The sequence below is a fragment of the Parafrankia sp. EAN1pec genome, assembly GCF_000018005.1.
Classification (GTDB): Bacteria; Actinomycetota; Actinomycetes; order Frankiales; family Frankiaceae; genus Parafrankia; species Parafrankia soli.
In genome coordinates, this window is sequence record NC_009921.1 from 5,946,173 (window position 1) to 5,965,163 (window position 18,991).

Sequence of the window (18,991 nt, forward strand, 5' to 3'; positions counted from 1 at the left end):
CCGCCCGTCAGGCGGTGCGGTCCAGGCCGACGGCGGCGAGGCGGGCGTAGTCCGGTGAGGTGCGCAGCAGCTCCTCGTGCCGGCCGGTGGCGACCACGCTGCCCTCGTCGAGCACGACGATCAGATCCGACGCCCGGACCGTCGAGATGCGGTGCGCGATGACCAGCAGCGCCCGGCGGGCGGCGATGTCCGCCATCACCCGGGTCAGCGCGTGCTCGTTGACCGCGTCCATCTGGGACGTCGGCTCGTCGAGCAGCAGCAGGGTGGGCCGGGCCAGCAGCGCGCGGGCCACGGCGACGCGCTGGCGCTCCCCGCCGGAGAGCAGCACCCCGTGGTCCCCGACGTCGGTGTCGAGGCCGGCGGGCAGGCGGCGGACGACCGCGGTGAGCCGGGCGATGTCGACAACCTCGGCGATCTCGGCGTCGGTGGCGTCCGGGCAGGCGTAGGCGAGGTTGTCGCGCAGCGAGCCGCTGAGCACCGGGGCGTCCTGCTCCACGAGGTTGACCTGCCGCCGGGTCTGGGCCCGTTCGGAGCAGCCCAGCGGCACGCCGTGGACGAGGATCTCCCCCGCGTCCGGCTCGTAGAACCGCTCGATCAGGCCCAGCACCGTCGACTTGCCGGCCCCGGACGGCCCGACCAGCGCGACCTGGCCCCGCGCCGGCACGGTGAACGACAGTCCCCGCAGGACGGGCCGCTCGACGTAGGAGAACCAGACGCCGCGGAACTCCAGCGCCGGCGTCGCGGCCGCCCCGTCCCCCACCGACGCCCCGTCCCCCACCGACGCCAGGGTCCTCACCCGCGCCACGGGCCCGGCCGGTGCCGGCTCCTCCTCCGGCGGCATCGTGAACACCACGTTCACGCGTGTCAGCGCGCCCAGGCCGCGCTGGATGGTCTGCGCGGACTCGATGAGCTGCGACAGCGGCATCACCAGGTAGGTCGCGTACAGCAGGAAGGCGACCAGGTCACCCAGGGACGTCGTGCCGCGGGCGACCAGGACACCGCCGGCGAGCAGGACCACCAGGACGGAGCCCTGCACCGCGAGCTGGGTGGCGGGGGCGATCACCGCGCTGAGCCGGGCCATGCGTAGCCCGGCGCGGTAGGCGTCGTCGGCGTGCGCGCCGATGCGCTCGGTCTCCCGCTCCTCGGCGTTGCTGGCACGCACGGTGCGGATCGCGGTCAGCGCCCGTTCCAGATCGGCGGTCATCCGCCCGACGCTCGCCTGCCCCTGCTCCGAGACGGCCCGCACCCGGGCCAGCGCCGTCAGCACGATCGCGCCGGCCGCGACCACCGCGACCAGCACCAGCCCGAACAGCACCGGGCTGAGCCAGATCATCAGCCCGATCGCGGCGAGCACCCCGATCACGCTGGTGACGAGTGTGGTGAGGCTGTAGGCCACGGCGTCGCGAACCACCGTGGTGTCCGCGTTCGAGCGGGAGAGCAGGTCACCGATGCGCTCGGCGTCGAACACCCGGATCCGCAGCCGCAGCAGGTGGCCGATCAGCCGGCGCCGCAGGCCCAGCAGGACCCGCTGCCCGGTGCATTCCAGCAGGTAGTGCCCCCAGGTGTCGACGGCCGCCTCGACGAGGAAGACGGCGACGAGCACGACGATCAACACGAGCGGCACCCCGCCGGCCCGCGCCGCGTCGATGACCGCGCGCACCAGCAGGGGCTGCGCCAGGCCGATCACCGTTCCGAACGCGGTGAGGGTGGTCGCGAACGTGATCCGCCGGCCGTGCCCGCGCAGCAGCCGCCACAGGTCACCGAAACCCGGGCGGGGCCTCGGCGGACCGGCACCGGGCGGCGTCCGGCCCGGCGGCCCGGACAACCCAGGCGGCGGGCCGCCCAACGGCCCCAATGGCCCGGTCGGCGGACCGCCGGTCGGCGGCCACGGCCGCGGGGGCGTGGTCACCTCGCCCGGGCGGCCGGTCGCGGCCGCGACCGGACCGTGATCATCGGCCGGTAGGTGTCCGGCGGGACGGACTCGCCGACCATCAGGCCGTCGGCCTCCACCCAGGCGTGCGCCGCGAACGAGCCCACGGCCCGTACTCCTGTCCGCCATGTTGGCCACCTCCCCGAGACGCGGCAGACCAGCGCGGTGGCGACCGCGCGCGGCAGGCACCCGGACTGGCCGCGGCAGGTCCGGCTGACCGCCGTGACCGCCTCCATCGCCGCCAGGGTCTGCCGGTACCCGGCCGGCCGCGTCCCGGCGGCCAGCAGCTCCATCACCCGACGCAGCCGTCCCGGCGGCAGCCTGATCAGCACGCGGGCGAGCGTGACGGCCAGCAGGGCGAGCGCGTCCCGGCGCAGCCACCGCCACCAGGCCCCGCCTCGCTGGGCCCCGCCACGCCGGGGCCGGCCGGTCACCGGGCCAGCCCGGCTGAGCGCAGCGTCGCGACCAGCCGTTCGACGTCGGACCGCGCGGTCGCGGCGTCGACGTCGAAGGCGGCGGTCACCGCGCTCGCGGCCTGCGCGAGCGTCCCGCCGCCGGCCAGCACGCCGACGGCGAGGTCGGCGGTGGGGTTCAGGGTCCAGTAACAGCCGGTCCGCTCGTCGAGCAGGACGGCGCCGTACTCGGTCTCGGTGCGGATCACGTGCTTGCGCAGCTGCGTCGACACGGTCAGACCCGTTCCTCTCGTCCGCCGGCGGCGCGCGGGCGCGCGCGGCCGCCGCCCCATCCATTCGCCCCGGCCGGCGCTGTGGTCGGCGCTGTGGTCGGCGCTGTGGTCGCGTCAAGCTCGCCGGCGAGCACCTGGGCGTGGATCCGGCGCAGCTCACCGCTGGGTTCCACGCCCAGCTCCCGGGACAGCAGGTGGTAGGCGGTGCGGTAGGCGGCGAGCGCCTCGGCGCGGTGCCCGGAGCGGCATGCCGCCACCAGGAACTGGCCCCACAGCCGCTCCCGCAGCGGGTGCTGGACGGTCAGCGCCCGCAGCATCGGCAGGACCCGGTCGTACTGGCCGCGGTCGAGCAGCGCGTCGATGAGGTCCTCGTGCACCACCGCGCGCAGTTCGTGCAGGCGGGCCGACTCGGCGCGGGTGACCTCCTCGGGAAGCTCGTCGTACGGCTCGCCGCGCCACACGGCCAGCGCGTCGCCGAACAGATCGACGGCCCGGTCGCGGTCGCCGGCCCACCGGGCGTCCTGGCCGCGGCGCGCCGCGTCCTCGAAGATCCAGACGTCGACCTCGGTGGCGGCGGCGTTGAGCCGGTAGCCGCCCGGCCGGCTCTGGATGCGGCCGAGTCCGGCCGTCTCCCCCGGCGGGAGCATCTGGCGCAGGTCGGAGACGTAGGTCTTGATGTTGCCGAGGGCCGAGGGCGGCGGGTCGGCGTCCCACAGCACCGAGCGGATCCGCTCGGTGCTCGTCCAGCGGCCGCGGCTGAACAGCAGCAGCGAGAGCAGGCGCCGCTTCTTCGGCTGCCCGATCGGCACGGTATGGCCGTCGGACGCGTTCACCTCCAGCGGGCCGAGGACCCGGAAGGGCAGGTGACGCCGCGGTTCCATGAGGCGTTCCTCCCCAGCCGGCGGCGGGCTTAGACGGTCCGGCCGGCGCGGCGGGGGGTTCGATGTCGCCTCCGTCCCGACCCGGCAGGAAATCTTCCCGTCACATACAGCGACATTCAGATTACCGGGAGCACCTGAGTGATCAGTCGGGCGAATGCCGGTTGTAGGCGGCGACGGTGGAGACAAGATCACCGACCGTCGCGAAGTTGACCGCGAGGAAGGTCGGGCGCAGCCCGCGGGCGGCGCACTGCTCGGCGTGCGCCGTCAGCGACGAGCTGGTGTTCACCAGCGCCGCGTCGGCGCGGGTGGCGGCGTGGTCGGTGAGCCAGTGGTTGATGAGGAGCATGGTGGGCCGGCTGGCCCCGCGGCCGATCCGGCAGCTGAAGCCCCCGGGGATCCGGACGTCGAACGGGGTGTCCGCGTTGGAGCGGTAGAAGTTGCGGTACCAGGTGCCGGGCACGTCCCCGTTCTCGGCGAAGACGACCAGGCGCCGGCCACGGTCGATCAGCTGGCCGAGGGTCGGCCACGGCCGGCCCGGCGCGGGCGGGCGGACCAGGTACTGACCGAGGGCCGCCGCCCGGAACGCGGCCATGATCGGTTCGGGTGCGACGCCGTCCTGGACGATGATGGTGATGACCTCGGCCGGGTTGCGCGCCAGCCAGCCCGCGACGCCGGCCAGCGCGTCGTCCAGGCGGGTCGCGCCGAGCTGGCAGATGCCGTGGCAGAGCCAGAGCCCGGGGCGGCTCGAACGGGCACCGGTGGCGAACGGGGCGAGCGCCTCGCGGGCCCGCGGGCGCAGCTCGGCCAGGAACGACTCGACCTCCGCGGGTGTCGTCCAGTGGTGGACGTCGAGCATCAGGGCGCGGATGCCGCTGTCGAGCTGGCCCACCAGGTCGGGGTCCTGCACCGCGCCGAGGAACCCGGCCTGCACGGACGCCATCCCGTTGTGGGTCGTCGGGTAGACCACGTCGGAGTAGCGCCGGTTGCACAGGTCCGCCCCGCCGTTGCAGAACGCGGTGCCGGTGCCCGCCTCGCCGGGGATCAGCACCCAGGACACGGCGACGAACACCGAGCAGGTCGTGCCCACCGCCACCAGGCGCCGCACGCGCCACTCGGCGCGCGACAGCCGGCGCACCACAACCGTCACGGTGCCGAGGAGGAGCCCGGCCAGGAGCGGTATCGCCGCGATCTCGCTCCAGGTCGCGCGCACGTTGGCGACCAGCACGCGGCCGACGTCTCCGGCGAGGACCCGCCCCGCCGGGGGAAGGGGCGAGTCCGGCCCGCGCAGCGGCGCGAGCGGGTCGCCGACCAGGCCGGTCACGAGGACCCCCGCAGCCAGCGCGGACAGCCCGCCCGCGACGAGCGCGGCGCCCACCAGCCGCACCGACGGTCCGCGCCGCCGGACGGCGAGACCGAGCGCGCCGGCGGGCAGGGCGAAGCAGAGCGCGGCGAGGGCGAGCATGCCCGTGCCGCCGATCGTGTGGATCGTGCGGAGCACGAAGCCGGCCGGGCCGCCGGGCGCGTCCGCGAGCGGGCGGCCGAGGTCGAGGACGGTGCCACCGGCCAGGCGCGACCGCAGGTCGGCGACGGCGGACACGTCCCCGGCGAAGATCAGCGGGCCGACGACCGCCAGCGCGGCGCCGAGATCACCGGAGCGCAGCGCGACCAGCACCTGTTCCCGCGCGACCGGCCGGTCGGCCCCGTCCACCCGGCTCACCAGCAGGTCGGTCGCCCAGGCGACCTGATCGTCGGTGAGATCGATCTCGGGCACGGAGGCGGGCGGGCGGCCCTGGCTGACCCGGTCCACACCGTCGAGGACGTCGCGCAGGGCGGCGGCGACGTCCTCGGTGCGGTACCGCGGCGCGCCCGACACCTGCCCGGCGAGGTAAACGGACGCGAGCCGCCCGATGTTGTCGAGGATCGGCCGCAGATCGACGGCGAGGACGAACTCGGCGCGACTGCCGTCGAGGTAGGCGGCGACGTTGTCGGCGACGCCGTCGGTCATCCCGCGCAGCGCCGACGGCGGGACGACGAGCTGCAGGTTGTCGACCATCAGGTCCGGGTCGACGGGCAGGTCGGCGAGCAGGTCACCGGTCACGTCCGTGAGCACCGGGTCGGTCAGGACCTCGTCGCTGATCCGCTCGTGCACCCGCGCCTCGTCCAGCGCGCCGCGGTAGAAACGGGCCTGCTGGGCTGTCTCGTGCACAGTCAGCAGCGCGACGCCCGCCGGGACGAAAACCGCCGACACCACCGCGACCAGGCAGACCACACCCCCGACGCCACGCCGCCGGATCCCAACAAAACGGGCGAGACGGGACCAGCCGGGCCGGACCCGAACCACCCAGCCCCGTGCCGTCCAGAGCCGGGCCGCCCAGAGCCGGGCAGGCCGGAACCGGGCCGCCCCGAACCGGGCCGGCGAGGCTCCCCACAGCCAACCCATGGGACGCCAGATTACCGACGGCAGTAGTCGAACAGTTGACGAAATCGAGGTCATCCCACGTCCGGGCCGCTGGAATGCGTGGAGACGGGGTATCTCGGCACCGACGGCCCATGGGGGAGGCCCGCGGCCGGCCGAGGAACCGAGGTGTCCGATGACCATGCACTCGAACCCGCCCCGTGAGCGCCCCGTCCTTGTGTGGGCGCTCACGGGGGTCGTCGTCGTCGGACTGGTGCTCGCGCTGGTCGGGATGATCCTCAACGCCTGGGTGCTGCTCGCCGTGGCCACGACGGTGGCCGTGCTCGCGGCCCTGGCTCTGTGGCCCGCGGGCGTGATGTCCCACGTCAGCACGACCCGCTCGGCGACCACCCGCGGACCGCGGTAACGGACGGGGAGGGAGAAGGCATGGACACGGCAGTGATCGATCGGCCACGTGGTCGCGACATGTGGCACGTCCCGCGGACGAAGGGTGCCCTCAGCGGGTTCCTGCTCGTGGCGCTCGGCATCTGGGGGGCCCTCATCCCGTTCGTCGGGCCCTATTTCGACTTCGGCTTCACGACGCAGACGTGGGAGTGGACGGCCAACCGCTTCTGGCTGTCCGTCCTGCCCGGCATCGTCGCGGTCGTGGGCGGGCTGATCCTGATATTCAGCCAGAACCGGGCGATGGCCGCGCTCGGCGCCACGCTGGCGACGGTCGCCGGGGTGTGGTTCGTCGTCGGGCCACCGCTGTCACAGATCTGGAACCCGGCGGCGATGGGCGTCCCGCTCGGGGGCAAGGGGCTCCAGGCGCTCATCATGATCAGTTTCTTCTACGGGCTGGGCGCGGCGATGCTCTTCCTCGGCGCGAGCGCGCTCGGCCGGCTCAGCGTGGTCGGCGTCCGTGACGTCGCCACGGCGCGGCGGCGGCGCCTCGGGCATCCCGAACCGAGCCGGCACGCCCGCGGCCACCGCCGCCAGCTCCAACCGGCCGCGCCCGCATCGGACCAGGCCGTCAGGGATCAGGCCGCCGCGGACCAGGCGGCCGCCGGCCGGGCTGCCGCCGGGCCGGGCCTCGACGAGGCGTCGGTCTACCCGGACGAGCCCCGCCGCGCGGACACCCCGCCCGCCGGAACCCGCGAGCCCGCCGGAACCAGCGAGCCCGCCGGAACCCGCGAGCCCGCGAGCGCCGGTGGCGGCCGGCACAGCCGCCACCACTGGTGGGAACGTCCGCACTGACGCCTGCGGAGGGCCTCGTGTAGGGATCGGATCTAGTCGGCGAGTCCGAACTGCCCAGATGGCCTTGTTGGCGAGCCCGAACGCCCCTGGGGTCTGGGGTCACGCGACATGGCGACTTGTCCCGTGCTTCTGCCTGCGTCGGGCTCGCTGGACCTCGGAGCGCAGGTCGAAGGTCCTGGGCGAGTTTCTCGCTGGTTGGAGGGTCACAGGTTGGCCAGTCGAGTTGTGAGTCGGGAATGCCGTGGGCGCGGCCGTAGTCCTGGGCCTCGGCACGCCCCTGCGAGTCTCCCCGTCGGTAGCGCGCGACGACCGGGGAACACGATGAAGCTGTCCTGGGCGGTGTGCAGGTCCACATACCATCCGGGCGCATCCAGAGCTTCGCTCAGTTGAGCGGCTAGGGCCTCGGCCTCGGTGTCGGCGACGTCGAAGAACTCCGGCGTCCAGACGGTTGGCTGGTCGGCGGTGACATTGCTCGGCACCGACCGCTGGATCTTCCGGACGACGAGCGGCAGGTCGTCCAGGACGGTTTCCATGGAGGTGCCACCGGAATACGGCAGGAACGGGCCGCGGTGTTGATCATTTTGCGGGAGTCAGCATCAAGGCCCCTGACCGAGGGGCGTCGAGCTCGCGGGACATTTTCGCCGGCCTTCGCCCGAGTCGCCGCCCACTGCATGATGCCGGGTCAGGGGATCGGGGGGTGGGGTGCCTGCTGCGTGTGGTGGTCCAGCAGGCGGGTGAGCAGTTGCACGAACTGGTCGCCTTCGGTGGGGGTCAGCGGGGCGAGCAGCTCTTCGTGGAGGTCGTCCAGGACCTTGTCGAGGCGGCGGAGGTGCCGGCGGCCCTGGGCGGTGATCGTGATGACGTTACGGCGGCGGTCGTCGGGATCCGGCGCCCGCTCAACGAGGCCGCGCTCGGCCAGTTCGTTGAGGACGCCGACCATGTCGCTGCGGTAGATGCCGGTGCGTCGGCTCAGCGTCGCCTGGCTGCCCGGGCCGTACTCCTGCAACGAGGCGAGCACGGCGTAGTGCCACTTGCGGGCGTCGACCTGGGCCAGCCCCTCGTTCATCAGCCGATCCGACTGCGCGGACATCTGTGACAGCAGGCGACTGGCCCGTCGGCGCAGTCTGTCCGGCGTCTTCGCCTCGCCGTCGTACGGCATGTCCGCGGCATCGGCTCTGCTGGTCATGACGCCGATCCTACCCGGTTGCGTTAGTCGGACTAACGATGTAAGTTCGTTCATGACATAAACGTTAGTCAACTGAACGTTAACTCAACGAACAGATTTGGAGATCATCGTGGCGACCACCGCTCAGACCTTCGGTACCGCGCTCGTCGGCCAGACCGAGAAGGCACTCAACGCGATCCTGAACCGGCAGCTCGCCGGGACCGGCATCACCGAGCCCCAGTGGGTGACCCTCACGCTGACCGTGGTCAGCGGCGGGACCATCGACCGCGCCGAGCTCATCCGCCGGGTCAGCGGTGCCACACAGTTCAGCCAGGCGTCGGCGGCCGAACGCATCACCGAGCTGACCGCCGCGGGGTTCCTGCGCGACGGCGGCGACGGCCGCGTCCAGGTCACCGACGAGGGGCAGGCGCGGTGGACGGAGGTCCGCACCGCCATCGGCCCGATCACCCAGGGACTGTGGGGCGACCTGCCGGCTGAGGACCTGGCCACCGCGGGCCGCGTCCTGGGCATCGTCCTGGACAGGGCCAACGCGGTGCTGGCCGGCGCCTGAACCCTTCTTTCCCGGAACTCGCCGCGAGGGGGCGAACTCCGCGGCTTCGACAAGGTCGTCGGCTATATGCGACAGGCCGGGATCGAGGAGGAGCACGCCCAGCACGTGACCACTGATCTGCTGGTGAACGTCGACGGCGACCAGGCGGCTGCCTCGGCGAACTCGCTCGTGTACTTCTACCGCGACGGCCAAGCACCCCACCTGGCAAGCGGCCTGCGACTGGTCGGCACCGTGGTGCGGACGCCGACGGGCTGGCGATTCCGCGAGCAGTGGATCACGCCCGCCTGGACACGCGAGAACTGATCTCTCTCCGGGAGGCCGAGGACACGCCGGGGGGGCAGGCGACCGCGTCGTCATGCGGCTCCGCCCGGTCCCGCGGCAACCGACCGTGCGGCAGGAAGAACTGCAACAGCTCAATAACGACCACTCAGGACCAGCTCACTGGGCGGGAGCCGCCGGAACCGGTCCGGGGACGAAGCCCCGCGGCGGGCTCAGCCGTTGACGAAGGTGAGGCTGGTCGCGTCGTAGCGGGTGCCCGCGACCTGCTCGGGCGGAGCGGCGGCCTCGATGGCGGCGAGGTCCTCGGTGGACAGCTCGACGGCCAGGGCCGCGAGGTTCTCCTCCAGGTACCGCTGCCGCCGAGTGCCGGGGATCGGCACCACGTCGTCGCCCCGGTGCTGCACCCAGGCCAGGGCGAGCTGGCCGGCGGTGACTCCCTTCGCCGCAGCCAGCTCGTTCAGCTTCGCGACGATCGCCAGGTTCCGTTCGAGGTTGCCGTCGGCGAAACGCGGCTGGCCGCGCCGCACGTCGGTCTCCGCCAGCCCCTCGACCGAGCTGTACCGACCGGTCAGGAAGCCGCGCCCCAGCGGGGAGAACGGGACCAGGCCGATACCAAGATCGCGGCAGACCGGCACGATCTCCGCCTCCAGGTCGCGGGTCCACAGCGACCACTCGCTCTGCAGCGCGGCGATCGGGTGCACCGCGTGCGCCCGCCGGATGGTTCGCACGCCGGCCTCGGACAGCCCGAGGTGGCGGACCTTCCCGGCCCGCACCAGCTCGGCCATGGCGCCGACGGTCTCCTCGATCGGCACCTGCGGATCGACCCGGTGCTGGTAGTAGAGGTCGATATGGTCGACCCCGAGCCGGCGCAGCGACGCCTCGCACGCCTGCCGCACGTAGGCGGCGTCGCCGCGGATCCGGGTGGGCTCGCCCAAGCGGTTGGCGAAGCCGAACTTCGTGGCCAGCACCACCTCGTCGCGGCGCCCGGCGATGGCCCGTCCGATCAGCTCCTCGTTGTGCCCGTCGCCGTAGAAGTCGGAGGTGTCCAGGAAGGTCACCCCGAGGGCGAGGGCGTGGTGCAGCGTCGCGATCGACTGCGCGTCGTCCGCGGCGCCGTAGCCGTGGCTCATGCCCATGCACCCCAGGCCCTGCGCGGAAACCGCCAGTTCGCCTAGGTGCCGGGTGGGGACGTCGGTCATGCTGCTGTCTCCTGGGCTCGGAACCGTCTGCCCACGACGCTAGGTGTTGGAGCGCGCTCGATGTCAACCGGGCGTGAACGCCATCACCGGCCCTGGTAGCGCGGGGTCGAGCGCGAGCAGCCGCTGAACCAGCGCATGGGTAGGTCGGATCTGCTTCTCGTCGAAGCGATCGGCGGGCATGCCCAGCGCTTGTGCGTCGGTGGGTTGGATGACCAAGCTGTGGACGGTCAGACAGATGCCCAAGTCGCGATCGCGTCAAGCGTGAGCGGATTTGCGCCGTCAAGCCCGGTGAGCAGACAGGGGACGCATAGTCGATGACCGTCGCCATGGCGCCGGATCCACGAAATCCCCGCGGCACTTCACCGGCCACACCGCGGACCACACCCCCACGACCCACAGAGCAAGGCGACCAACCCGCTACTTAAAATGACGACTTCAGGGTTCGAAGCTCGCGAGTTCCCCCAGCCAGCCGATCGGCGCCCCGCCCCGAAGCCCTCCAACCTCCACTGGCGACAGCAGCGCCAGAACCCCTGGCGACCGGGACCTCGACGCCCGGACTCGCCAACTGTCCCGGCGGCTCGCCGTCTACTCGCCAACTACGACGGCGACTCGCCAACCAGATCCGATCCCGACACCTCGCGCACACACCAGCGCCTCCGGCGGGGCTGGACTGGTAGGACGACCAGATGAGCGACGAGAACACAGCCAGCCCGGCCCGCCCTGACGCCGACGAGCTGATCTACACGGTGGACGGCGCCATCGCGACGATCACCCTCAACCGGCCGCAGGTGAAGAACGCGTTCACCCTGACCATGATCGACCGTTGGGCGGAGGCGCTGCGGTCCGCGGCCGCCGACCCCCGGGTACGGGTCGTCGTCGTGACCGGCGCCGGCGGCGCCTTCTGCTCGGGGATCGACCTGGCGGTGCTGGGCGGCATCGAGCCCACACCGATCGCGCGCCGGCGGATGCTCACCGAGGGCGTCCACAAGGTGGCCCGCGCCGTCCTCGACCTGGAGAAGCCGCTCATCGCGGCGATCAGCGGGGTGGCCGTCGGCGCCGGGCTCGACATGGCGCTGATGTGCGACCTGCGGTTCGCGGGGCGCTCGGCGCGGCTGGCCGAGGGCTACATCAAGATCGGCCTGGTTCCCGGCGATGGCGGGTGCTACCTGCTTCCCCGCCTGGTCGGGCCGGCCAAGGCGCTGGAACTGCTGCTGACCGGCGACACGGTGGACGGCGTCGAGGCCGAGCGGATCGGCATGGTGAACCGGGTCTATGAGGACGACGAGCTCCTCGACGCGACCTACGCGTTCGCCGGGCGGCTCGCGGGCATGTCCCCCATCTCCGCCGCCATGATCAAGAAGACCGTCTACCAGTCGCAGACCATGGACCTGCGCGCCAGCCTCGACATGATCGCCTCGCACATGGCGATCGTGCAGTCCACCGAGGATTACGCCGAGGCACGGGCAGCGTTCGCCGAGCGGCGGACCCCCGGCTTCACGGGGCGCTGATCACCCGCAGGTGCAGCTCGCGGGCGGCGAGGGCCCGGCGCAGGTCGTCGGCGGCGTCGACGACCACGCGGGAGAGCACCTGGCCGACGTCGCCGCGGCTCAACATCTCCTGAGCCGCGGCAAGCGTCCAGGCCTCGACCGCGTAACGGGGGAAGGCGGCGGCGGCCACCTGCCGGACGGCATGCGGGGAGCGGGCCGAAGCCAGTGTGGGCATGTCGGCGAAGTACCGGTCGACGTAGCCGGCGGTGAGCTCGGCCTGCTCCGGTCGCCAGAAGCCCTGGGCCGTGGCCGCCACCAGCCGTACCGAGGTGGCGCGGTCCTCGGTGACGGCCTGCCACGCCCGGGCCTTGGCCGCCGGCTCGCCGATCGCCGCCCTGCTCCGCGCGGCATGCTCGGCGGCCCGGGTGCTGCGGTCGCGGTCCAGCTCGGCGGCGATCTCGGCCTCCCCGGCGGCGTCCAGGACGACCAGCCGGTCGAGCACCAGCCAGCGCAGGTCCGGGTCGACGACGAGGCCGTCGGGGACGCCACGGCCGGTGAGCCAGCCGCGCAGCTCGTCCACCTCGGACGTCCCCGCGCACCGCACCAGGCCGCGGGCCGCCGCCAGCAGCAGGCCGGACGTCCCGGCGGCACCCGCGATGACGCGGCGGCAGGCGCCGGCGAGCGCGGCGCGGGCGGCGGGTTGGTCCCGTTCGGGCAGGAAGACGTCGACGACGGTCGCGGCGGCGAAGCGCAGCGCGTCCTCGAAGACGGCGACCGAGCGTTCGGCGGGCAGCGCCCGCGCGGCGAGCGCCAGGTAGTCTGCCGCGGGCCATTCGGCGTCCCGGGTGGCGTCCGCGACGGCCGCCCACACGACAGCGCGGGCGAGCGGGTCGCCCAGCTCAGCCAGGACGGCGCCGAGGCCGGGCAGCTCCCCCGCGACGAATCTGATCTTGGCGTACGTGAGGTCCCCGTCGTTGAGCAGCAGCAGCCGGCCGGGACGGGTGCCGGCGAGCTCGGGCACCGGCGTGCGCCCGCCGGCCGGCGACGGCGGAAGATCGACGAGGACACGTCGCACGAGCGTCACCGGGCCGGGAGCGCCGTCCGGGGCGTTGTCCGGGTCACTGTCGTACACGCCGACGCCGACACGGTGCGGTCGCTCGGCGGGATGGTCCGCCGGGGCGGTCCGCGTGATCTCGACGGAGACGTAGGCACCGCTGTCGTCGAGGATCACTTCGGGACGCAGCGTGTCGACCTGCGCGCGGCGCAGCCACGCCGCGGACCACGCCGTGAGGTCCTTCCCGCTGGCCCGCGCCAGCGTCGTCAGCAGGTCGTCCAGGGTGGCGTTGCCGAAGGCGTGCGCGGTGAAGTAGGCCCGCAGCCCGGCCAGGAACGCGTCGTCGCCCACCCATTCGACGAGCTGACGCAGCGCGGAGGCGCCCTTCGCGTAGGAGATCCCGTCGAAGTTGAGCAGCGCCCGTGCGGTGTCGGCGACGTCGTCGGGGGCCACCGGGTGGGTGGACGGCCGCTGGTCGGCCGCGTAGCCCCAGCTCTTGCGGCCCACCGCGAAGCTCGTCCAGGCGTCGGTGAAGCGGGTCGCCGCGGCTGTCACCCGGGTGCCCAGGTACTCGGCGAACGACTCGTTGAGCCACAGGTCGTCCCACCAGCGCATGGTCACGAGGTCGCCGAACCACATGTGCGCCATCTCGTGGGCGATCACGACGGCGCGCCGCTCGCGCTCGGCCTCGGTGACCGCGGAGCGGAACACCAGTTCGTCGCGGAAGACGACCAGGCCCGGGTTCTCCATCGCGCCCATGTTGAACTCGGGCACGAACGCCTGGTCGTACTTCCCGAACGGGTACCGGATGCCGAAAAGCTCGTGGTAGTGGTCGAGGCAGCCGGTGGTGATCTCGAAGATCTCGGCCGCCTGGGCGTCCAGGTACGGCGCGAGCGACCGCCGGCACACCAGCCCCAGCGCCACCCCGTCGTGGGTCGTGCTCCACACCTGGTACGGCCCGGCGACGAGAGAGACCACATAGGTAGACAGCGGGGCGGTGGGCGCGAACTCCCAGCGCCCCGGGCCGACCCGGGTGCCGGCGCCGTTCCCCCGCACCTCCCAGGACGGCGGGGAGGTCACCGTCAGGCTCAGCGGCGCCTTGAGGTCGGGCTGGTCGAAGCAGGCGAAGATCCGCGCGGCGTCGTCGAGGAAGGACTGCGCGTAGAGGTAGACCTCGCCGTCCTCGGCGTCGGTGAACCGGTGCAGCCCCTCGCCGGTGTTCGTGCACTCCATGGTCGCCCGCACCTCGAGGGTGTTGTCGGCGAGCAGGTCGGGCAGCGCGAGCCGGCCCCCGGCGACGGCACCCGGGCCGAGGTCGCGCCCATTGAGCCGGGCAAGCTCGACCCCGATCGCCTTGAGCTCGGCGAACGTGGCCGCGCCGGGTTGCCGGCACGAGAACGAGACCGTGGTGGTCGAGGTGAACCGCGGGCCGGACGAGGTCCCGGTCAGGTCCAGGTCGACGTGGTACGAGTGGACCTGGACGAGCGCGGCTCGGGCCACGGCCTCGGCTTGGCTCAGCGGTTGCATCTGCCCGACGGTAGTGCCCGGCCCGCCCCACCGCGCCTGTCGGGTTCCGCGCGCGCCCTCGACCGCACCCGTCCCGTCCAGAACCGGCCCGGAACCGGCCCAGGGCCGCACCGCTCAGGACCACACCGGCAAAATCGGACCAATGACGAGCAGCGCCGCCCAGCGCGACGACGCCCCCGGGCACCGGCCTCCGCGCGGGACGTCCCCCGCCCAGGTCACGCTCGACGAGCTCACCCGCCCCGGAGGCGAGGTGCTCACCGACCGCAAGGGCCGGCTGGTCGTCCGGCACGGTGATCTCGTCGTCAAGACGCACATGGCCGAGGAGGAGCTCCAGCCGCTGCTCGCGCGGCTGCGGCTGGCCGCTGATCCACGGCTCGGCGACATACTGCTGTCTCCCCTGCGCATCCGGGGCGGCCACGGCGGCCTGCTCGCCCCGGTCGGCGGCCGTCTCGTCAGCGCCTGGCCGGCCGGGAGGGCGCTGCGCGTCGACGAGGTGGAGGCCCGCGTCGAGGACGCGCCATGGACGGCGGCCGCCGCGCTGCTCGCCCGCCTGCACGCCACGGACCTGACCGCGCTCGCCCCGGCGCACGTCCCGGCGGCCGGCGTCTGTACCCGCCTGCGGCGCTCGCTGGACCGCATGGAAGCCGCCGTGGCCCGCGCCACCCGGACTGCCGGGACCTCCGCCGACGCCGGTGTTGCCCGGAGCGCCGCGGCGTCCGGGGCCACCGGCGCTGCCGGGAACGCTGCGGCCACCGGGACGACTGGCGCCGCCTCGGGCGGGTCGGTGCGCGGGATCGAACGGCTGGCGGACGACGTCCGGCGGGCCTACCCGACGCTGCCGTCCTGGCTCGGGCGGACGCCGGCCCGCCCGGGTACGGCGCCGGCCCTCATCCACGGCGACTGGCATCTCGGCCAGGTCGTCCGGGTGGCCTCCGCTCCGGCCAGCGCCGCGGACGCCGGATGGCGCATCGTGGACGTCGACGACCTGGGCTGGGGGGATCCCGCCTGGGATCTGGCCCGTCCGGCGGCCTGGTTCGCCGCGGGCATCCTGCCCGCCGAGGTCTGGGGAACCTTCCTCGGCGCCTACCGGGAGGCCGGCGGCCCGGCGGCCGGCCCCGACGGCGATCCGTGGGAGGCCCTGGACGGCCCGGCGCGGGCGGTGGCCGTGCAGTACGCGGCCGGTGCCGTCACCGACCTCGCCGCCGACGGCACCCCGTTCGACGAGGGCGCCGCCGCCTTCGTGGCCTGCGCCCGCCGGATGTGGTCGGGACACTGACAGCCGCGAACAGTACGGACCGACGCGACCCGCCCGGTACGCTGCTGCCGTGAGTTACCAGACCATGGTGTGTCCGAAGTGTCACGGAGCCATGCGGACCTACAACCGCAACGGCGTCCAGATCGAGCAGTGCGACAACTGCCGCGGGATCTTCCTCGACTACGGCGAGCTCGAGGCGCTCACCCGCCTGGAGTCGCAGTGGGCGCAGCCGGCGCCGCCGCCTCCGCCGATGGCGCCCGGCGGCCACTACGCCCCGCCGGCCTGGGGCTCGCATGGCCACGGCCACGGCCGCCTCACCCGGATGTTGTTCTCCTCCTGACGGTCTCCCCCCTACTGACGGTCTCCCCACGACGGCCGGCGGCTGAACGCGGACGACTACCTCCCGCCACCAGCGGGTACCGCCTCCAGGGACTCCCGTAAGGCGGCCCAGGGAGGCAGCAATGCCCGCGACGGCCCGGTATCCGTGCGACCTGTCCGCCGGCTCGCCGACGGTCGACCCGCTCCACACCGAGCAGTGCGGCGCGGTCGTGGCCGGGCTGATGTCGGTCGCCCGGCACCGGCTCGGGATGGAGCTGGCCGTCATCACCCGCCGGGTGGCCGACGTCCTGGTCGTCGAGCACTATGACGGCGACATCGAGTCGTTCGGCATCACCGTGGGCACGACCGCCGACTACGAGCGGACGCGGGCCGCGCTCGAGGGACGTCTGCCGCAGGTCGTCCGCTACGCCGGGCAGGACGGGCGCACCGCGGACCCGGCGCTGGCCCGCCGGGTCGGCATCGGCAGCTATGTCGTGGCCCCGGTGCTGCTGCCCGACGGCTCCGTGTACGGCTCGCTGGCGTGCATGAGCCACAACCCGGACCCGGCGCTGCGCGACCGCGACGCGTCGTTCCTGGCCCTGATCGCCGGCGCGCTGTCGAACTGCGTCTCCGACCACCGTGGCGACTGGCGCGAGCGGGACCGCGTCTGGCGCCGGATCAGCCGGCTGATCGACGACGGCGGGCCGGCGATGGTCTTCCAGCCGATCTACGACCGGGCGACGCTCGACATCGCCGGTGTGGAGGCCCTCTCCCGCTGCCCCGGCACCGGCACCGCCGGCTCGGACGAGTCGTCCCCGCAGCGGTGGTTCGCCGACGCGGCGTCCGTCGGGCTGGGAGTCGAGCTGGAGGTCGCGGCGATCCGCAACGCGCTCGCGGCGCTGCCATGGCTGCCCGCCGGACTGCCGCTGTCCGTGAACGCGTCACCGGCCGCCATCGTGTCGGGCGAGCTGATCGACCTGCTCGCCACCATCCCGCCGGAGCGGGTGATCATCGAGGTGACCGAACACAGCCGCATCGACGACTACCCGACGGTCATGCTCGCGCTCGACGCCCTGCGCAGCCGCGGGGTACGCGCCGCGCTCGACGACGTGGGCGCCGGCTACGCGGGCCTGCACCAGCTGCTACAGATCAGGCCGGACATCATCAAGATAGACCAGAGCATCATCCGGAAGATCGCGGAGGACGCCCCGGCCTGCCGGGCGCTGGCCACCGCGCTCGTGTGTTTCGCGGAGGACATCGGCGCGACCGTGCTCGCCGAGGGCGTGGAGACGTCCAGGGAGCTGGAGGTCCTCGGCGAGGCCGGGGTCCATCAGGTCCAGGGCTTCCTGCTGGCCCGCCCGGGCATGCTCGCGTCCGGCCCACCGCCTGGGACGAGCGGCACGCGGACCATCCCGACACCGACGGGTACCCGAACGCTCACACAACGTGAGCTTGCTGGCTACCGGAACGCGTGGCCACCGGGGTAGACCACGCCAGAGGGCACACGTCACCGCCGGCTCCGCTACCGTGCGGTCCGTGGCAGGTCGATCTCATGGCTGACCCCGGGAACACAGACGTCACCCACCAGGAGGCCGGCGGCCCGGTGGTCACCGTCGTCGGCATCGGCGACGACGGCTGGGACGGCCTCACCCGGGCCGCCCGCGACGAACTGTCACGAGCCGAGGTCATCATGGGCTCCGAACGGCAGCTCGACCTGCTCCCCGCCGCGGTCCGCGGCCGCCGGGTGCGCTGGCCATCGCCACTGGTGCCCGCACTGGCGAAGCTGGTCGACACGCACGCCGGCGCGCGGGTCTGCGCGCTGGCCAGCGGCGACCCGATGTTCTTCGGCCTGGGAACAACCCTCGTCCGGGAGCTGGGCGCCGCCCGCGTCCGGGTGCTCCCCCATCCGTCATCGGTCTCCCTCGCCTGCGCCCGCCTGGGCTGGGCGCTGGACACGACCGAGATCGTCAGCCTGGTCGCCCGTCCCCTGGCCGCGGTGCACCCGGCGCTCACCGCCGGCCGGCGGCTGCTCGTCCTGAGCGCGGACCGCCGGACGCCCGCGCAACTGTGCCGGCTGCTCACCGACCGCGGCTTCGGCGGGAGCACGGTCACGATCTTCGAGCACCTGGGCGGCCCGGCGGAACGCCGCCGGGACACCCGGGCAAGCGTCCTCGGCGGCGCCCGCTCCGAGGCGCGCGTCGACGAGGGCGCCGCGACCTCGGCCGACGGCTCGGGCGCCGGCCCCGACTCCACCGCCGACCTCAACCTGGTCGCGCTGGAGCTGACCGCCGGGCCGGAGACCCGCCACCTCCCCCGAATCCCGGGGCTGCCCGACGACGTCTTCGAGCACGACGGCCAGCTCACCAAGCGGGAGATCCGCGCCGTCACCCTCGCCCGGCTGGCGCCGGCCCCCGGCGAGCTGCTGTGGGACGTCGGTGCCGGCTGCGGCAGCATCTCCATCGAGTGGATGCGGGCCCACCCTGCCTGCCGGGCCGTCGCCGTCGAGCCCCACGCCGACCGCGTCCGCATGATCGGCCGAAACGCCGAGGCGCTCGGCGTGCCGGCACTGCGGGTCGTCGCGGCGACCGCCCCCGCCGCCCTCGACGACCTGGCCGACGAGACCGGCGTCCCCGACGCGGTGTTCATCGGCGGCGGGCTGACCGCGCCGGGCACGATCACCCGCAGCTGGGAGGCGCTACGCCCCGGCGGCCGTCTGGTCGCCAACGCGGTCACCATCGAATCCGAGGTCATCCTGGCGAAGTGGCACGCCCGGCACGGCGGGGATCTCATCCGGCTGGCGGTGAGCCGTGCGTCACCCGTCGGCGGCTTCGCCGGCTGGCGCCCGATGATGCCTGTCACCCAGTGGGCGGCGACCCGTCCCCACGATCAGTAGGGCTCCATGTCCGTAGGGCCCGCGGACGCACGGCGAGCTGTGTCACGGCCAGCCCGCCCCTGGCACGTCGACCTGGGTGACGAGCACCTGCCCGG

Annotated in this window: 18 protein-coding genes and 1 pseudogene; 9 read left to right on the top strand and 10 right to left on the bottom strand. The window is 73.5% G+C overall.

The window, feature by feature from the left end:
- Positions 1–7: 7 nt before the first annotated feature.
- The 5 genes from FRANEAN1_RS24215 to FRANEAN1_RS24235 all read right to left on the bottom strand — a co-directional run bounded on the left by FRANEAN1_RS24215 (position 8) and on the right by FRANEAN1_RS24235 (position 5,936).
- On the bottom strand, positions 8–1,909 hold the full coding sequence (locus tag FRANEAN1_RS24215) for an ABC transporter ATP-binding protein (RefSeq protein ID WP_041254724.1): 1,902 nt from the start codon (positions 1,907–1,909) through the stop codon (positions 8–10).
- Positions 1,906–2,364: a lasso peptide biosynthesis B2 protein gene (locus tag FRANEAN1_RS24220; protein WP_083788318.1), complete on the bottom strand. Its 459-nt coding sequence runs from the start codon at positions 2,362–2,364 to the stop codon at positions 1,906–1,908. Before FRANEAN1_RS24220 ends, FRANEAN1_RS24215 begins: the two co-directional genes overlap by 4 nt.
- A complete protein-coding gene (locus tag FRANEAN1_RS24225; RefSeq protein ID WP_020462435.1) occupies positions 2,361–2,615 on the bottom strand; it encodes a lasso peptide biosynthesis PqqD family chaperone in 255 nt (84 codons plus the stop codon). Before FRANEAN1_RS24225 ends, FRANEAN1_RS24220 begins: the two co-directional genes overlap by 4 nt.
- A gap of 2 nt (positions 2,616–2,617) precedes the next feature.
- Entirely contained in the window at positions 2,618–3,496 is an 879-nt protein-coding gene (locus tag FRANEAN1_RS24230; protein ID WP_020462436.1) for an AfsR/SARP family transcriptional regulator, read from the bottom strand.
- A 142-nt stretch (positions 3,497–3,638) separates the two neighbouring features.
- Positions 3,639–5,936 carry a hypothetical protein gene (locus FRANEAN1_RS24235; protein WP_157472778.1) on the bottom strand — a complete coding sequence of 766 codons (2,298 nt, stop codon included), beginning with the start codon at positions 5,934–5,936 and terminating at the stop codon, positions 3,639–3,641.
- 151 nt (positions 5,937–6,087) lie between these two features.
- Between FRANEAN1_RS24235 and FRANEAN1_RS24240 the strand changes: the two genes are divergently transcribed.
- Both FRANEAN1_RS24240 and FRANEAN1_RS24245 read left to right on the top strand, forming a co-directional pair.
- Positions 6,088–6,318: a hypothetical protein gene (locus tag FRANEAN1_RS24240; RefSeq protein WP_020462438.1), complete on the top strand. Its 231-nt coding sequence runs from the start codon at positions 6,088–6,090 to the stop codon at positions 6,316–6,318.
- Between the two features lie 20 nt (positions 6,319–6,338).
- The gene (locus FRANEAN1_RS24245; RefSeq protein WP_020462439.1) at positions 6,339–7,148 is read left to right on the top strand and encodes a hypothetical protein; all 810 of its coding nucleotides are present in this window, start codon (positions 6,339–6,341) and stop codon (positions 7,146–7,148) included.
- A gap of 203 nt (positions 7,149–7,351) precedes the next feature.
- Here FRANEAN1_RS24245 and FRANEAN1_RS24250 read toward each other — a convergent pair whose 3' ends face one another.
- Together FRANEAN1_RS24250 and FRANEAN1_RS24255 are read right to left on the bottom strand one after the other, a co-directional pair.
- Entirely contained in the window at positions 7,352–7,681 is a 330-nt protein-coding gene (locus FRANEAN1_RS24250; RefSeq protein WP_020462440.1) for a hypothetical protein, read from the bottom strand.
- Between the two features lie 149 nt (positions 7,682–7,830).
- Entirely contained in the window at positions 7,831–8,334 is a 504-nt protein-coding gene (locus tag FRANEAN1_RS24255) for a MarR family winged helix-turn-helix transcriptional regulator (protein ID WP_020462441.1), read from the bottom strand.
- A gap of 109 nt (positions 8,335–8,443) precedes the next feature.
- Here FRANEAN1_RS24255 and FRANEAN1_RS24260 point away from each other — a divergent pair, with 109 nt between their 5' ends.
- Together FRANEAN1_RS24260 and FRANEAN1_RS24265 are read left to right on the top strand one after the other, a co-directional pair.
- Complete coding sequence (locus tag FRANEAN1_RS24260) at positions 8,444–8,884, top strand: MarR family transcriptional regulator (RefSeq protein ID WP_020462442.1); 441 nt, start codon at positions 8,444–8,446, stop codon at positions 8,882–8,884.
- Between the two features lie 39 nt (positions 8,885–8,923).
- Positions 8,924–9,187 (top strand): annotated as a pseudogene (locus tag FRANEAN1_RS24265) (nuclear transport factor 2 family protein); the annotation flags it as partial.
- A 188-nt stretch (positions 9,188–9,375) separates the two neighbouring features.
- Here the strand turns inward: FRANEAN1_RS24265 and FRANEAN1_RS24270 are convergent.
- Positions 9,376–10,362: an aldo/keto reductase gene (locus FRANEAN1_RS24270; RefSeq protein ID WP_020462444.1), complete on the bottom strand. Its 987-nt coding sequence runs from the start codon at positions 10,360–10,362 to the stop codon at positions 9,376–9,378.
- 63 nt (positions 10,363–10,425) lie between these two features.
- Complete coding sequence (locus tag FRANEAN1_RS24275) at positions 10,426–10,578, bottom strand: hypothetical protein (RefSeq protein WP_157472779.1); 153 nt, start codon at positions 10,576–10,578, stop codon at positions 10,426–10,428.
- Between the two features lie 470 nt (positions 10,579–11,048).
- Between FRANEAN1_RS24275 and FRANEAN1_RS24280 the strand changes: the two genes are divergently transcribed.
- On the top strand, positions 11,049–11,870 hold the full coding sequence (locus FRANEAN1_RS24280) for an enoyl-CoA hydratase/isomerase family protein (protein ID WP_020462445.1): 822 nt from the start codon (positions 11,049–11,051) through the stop codon (positions 11,868–11,870).
- On the opposite strand, the gene pepN is transcribed toward FRANEAN1_RS24280, so the two are convergent.
- A complete protein-coding gene (gene pepN / locus FRANEAN1_RS24285; protein ID WP_020462446.1) occupies positions 11,857–14,430 on the bottom strand; it encodes an aminopeptidase N in 2,574 nt (857 codons plus the stop codon). The two genes, FRANEAN1_RS24280 and pepN, sit on opposite strands and share 14 nt — an antisense overlap.
- A gap of 142 nt (positions 14,431–14,572) precedes the next feature.
- On the opposite strand from pepN, the gene FRANEAN1_RS24290 reads away from it, so the two are divergent.
- From FRANEAN1_RS24290 to FRANEAN1_RS24305, 4 genes are all read left to right on the top strand, one after another.
- Positions 14,573–15,706, top strand: a complete 1,134-nt coding sequence (locus tag FRANEAN1_RS24290; protein WP_083788319.1) for a phosphotransferase — start codon at positions 14,573–14,575, stop codon at positions 15,704–15,706.
- A gap of 64 nt (positions 15,707–15,770) precedes the next feature.
- Positions 15,771–16,025 carry a zf-TFIIB domain-containing protein gene (locus FRANEAN1_RS24295; RefSeq protein WP_020462448.1) on the top strand — a complete coding sequence of 85 codons (255 nt, stop codon included), beginning with the start codon at positions 15,771–15,773 and terminating at the stop codon, positions 16,023–16,025.
- Between the two features lie 121 nt (positions 16,026–16,146).
- The gene (locus tag FRANEAN1_RS24300; protein WP_020462449.1) at positions 16,147–17,490 is read left to right on the top strand and encodes an EAL domain-containing protein; all 1,344 of its coding nucleotides are present in this window, start codon (positions 16,147–16,149) and stop codon (positions 17,488–17,490) included.
- Positions 17,491–17,555: 65 nt separating this feature from the next.
- Positions 17,556–18,896, top strand: coding sequence for a bifunctional cobalt-precorrin-7 (C(5))-methyltransferase/cobalt-precorrin-6B (C(15))-methyltransferase (locus FRANEAN1_RS24305; RefSeq protein WP_020462450.1), 1,341 nt, complete (start codon positions 17,556–17,558; stop codon positions 18,894–18,896).
- Positions 18,897–18,991: the final 95 nt, after the last annotated feature.

Excerpts from the sequence above, each read along its gene's own strand:
- FRANEAN1_RS24230 (WP_020462436.1), bottom strand. The coding sequence starts at position 3,496 with ATGGAACCGCGGCGTCACCTGCCCTTCCGGGTCCTCGGCCCGCTGGAG.
- FRANEAN1_RS24235 (WP_157472778.1), bottom strand. The coding sequence starts at position 5,936 with ATGGGTTGGCTGTGGGGAGCCTCGCCGGCCCGGTTCGGGGCGGCCCGG.
- FRANEAN1_RS24240 (WP_020462438.1), top strand. The coding sequence starts at position 6,088 with ATGACCATGCACTCGAACCCGCCCCGTGAGCGCCCCGTCCTTGTGTGG.
- FRANEAN1_RS24245 (WP_020462439.1), top strand. The coding sequence starts at position 6,339 with ATGGACACGGCAGTGATCGATCGGCCACGTGGTCGCGACATGTGGCAC.
- FRANEAN1_RS24250 (WP_020462440.1), bottom strand. The coding sequence starts at position 7,681 with ATGGAAACCGTCCTGGACGACCTGCCGCTCGTCGTCCGGAAGATCCAG.
- FRANEAN1_RS24255 (WP_020462441.1), bottom strand. The coding sequence starts at position 8,334 with ATGACCAGCAGAGCCGATGCCGCGGACATGCCGTACGACGGCGAGGCG.
- FRANEAN1_RS24270 (WP_020462444.1), bottom strand. The coding sequence starts at position 10,362 with ATGACCGACGTCCCCACCCGGCACCTAGGCGAACTGGCGGTTTCCGCG.
- FRANEAN1_RS24280 (WP_020462445.1), top strand. The coding sequence starts at position 11,049 with ATGAGCGACGAGAACACAGCCAGCCCGGCCCGCCCTGACGCCGACGAG.
- pepN (WP_020462446.1), bottom strand. The coding sequence starts at position 14,430 with ATGCAACCGCTGAGCCAAGCCGAGGCCGTGGCCCGAGCCGCGCTCGTC.
- FRANEAN1_RS24290 (WP_083788319.1), top strand. The coding sequence starts at position 14,573 with ATGACGAGCAGCGCCGCCCAGCGCGACGACGCCCCCGGGCACCGGCCT.
- FRANEAN1_RS24295 (WP_020462448.1), top strand. The coding sequence starts at position 15,771 with ATGGTGTGTCCGAAGTGTCACGGAGCCATGCGGACCTACAACCGCAAC.
- FRANEAN1_RS24300 (WP_020462449.1), top strand. The coding sequence starts at position 16,147 with ATGCCCGCGACGGCCCGGTATCCGTGCGACCTGTCCGCCGGCTCGCCG.
- FRANEAN1_RS24305 (WP_020462450.1), top strand. The coding sequence starts at position 17,556 with ATGGCTGACCCCGGGAACACAGACGTCACCCACCAGGAGGCCGGCGGC.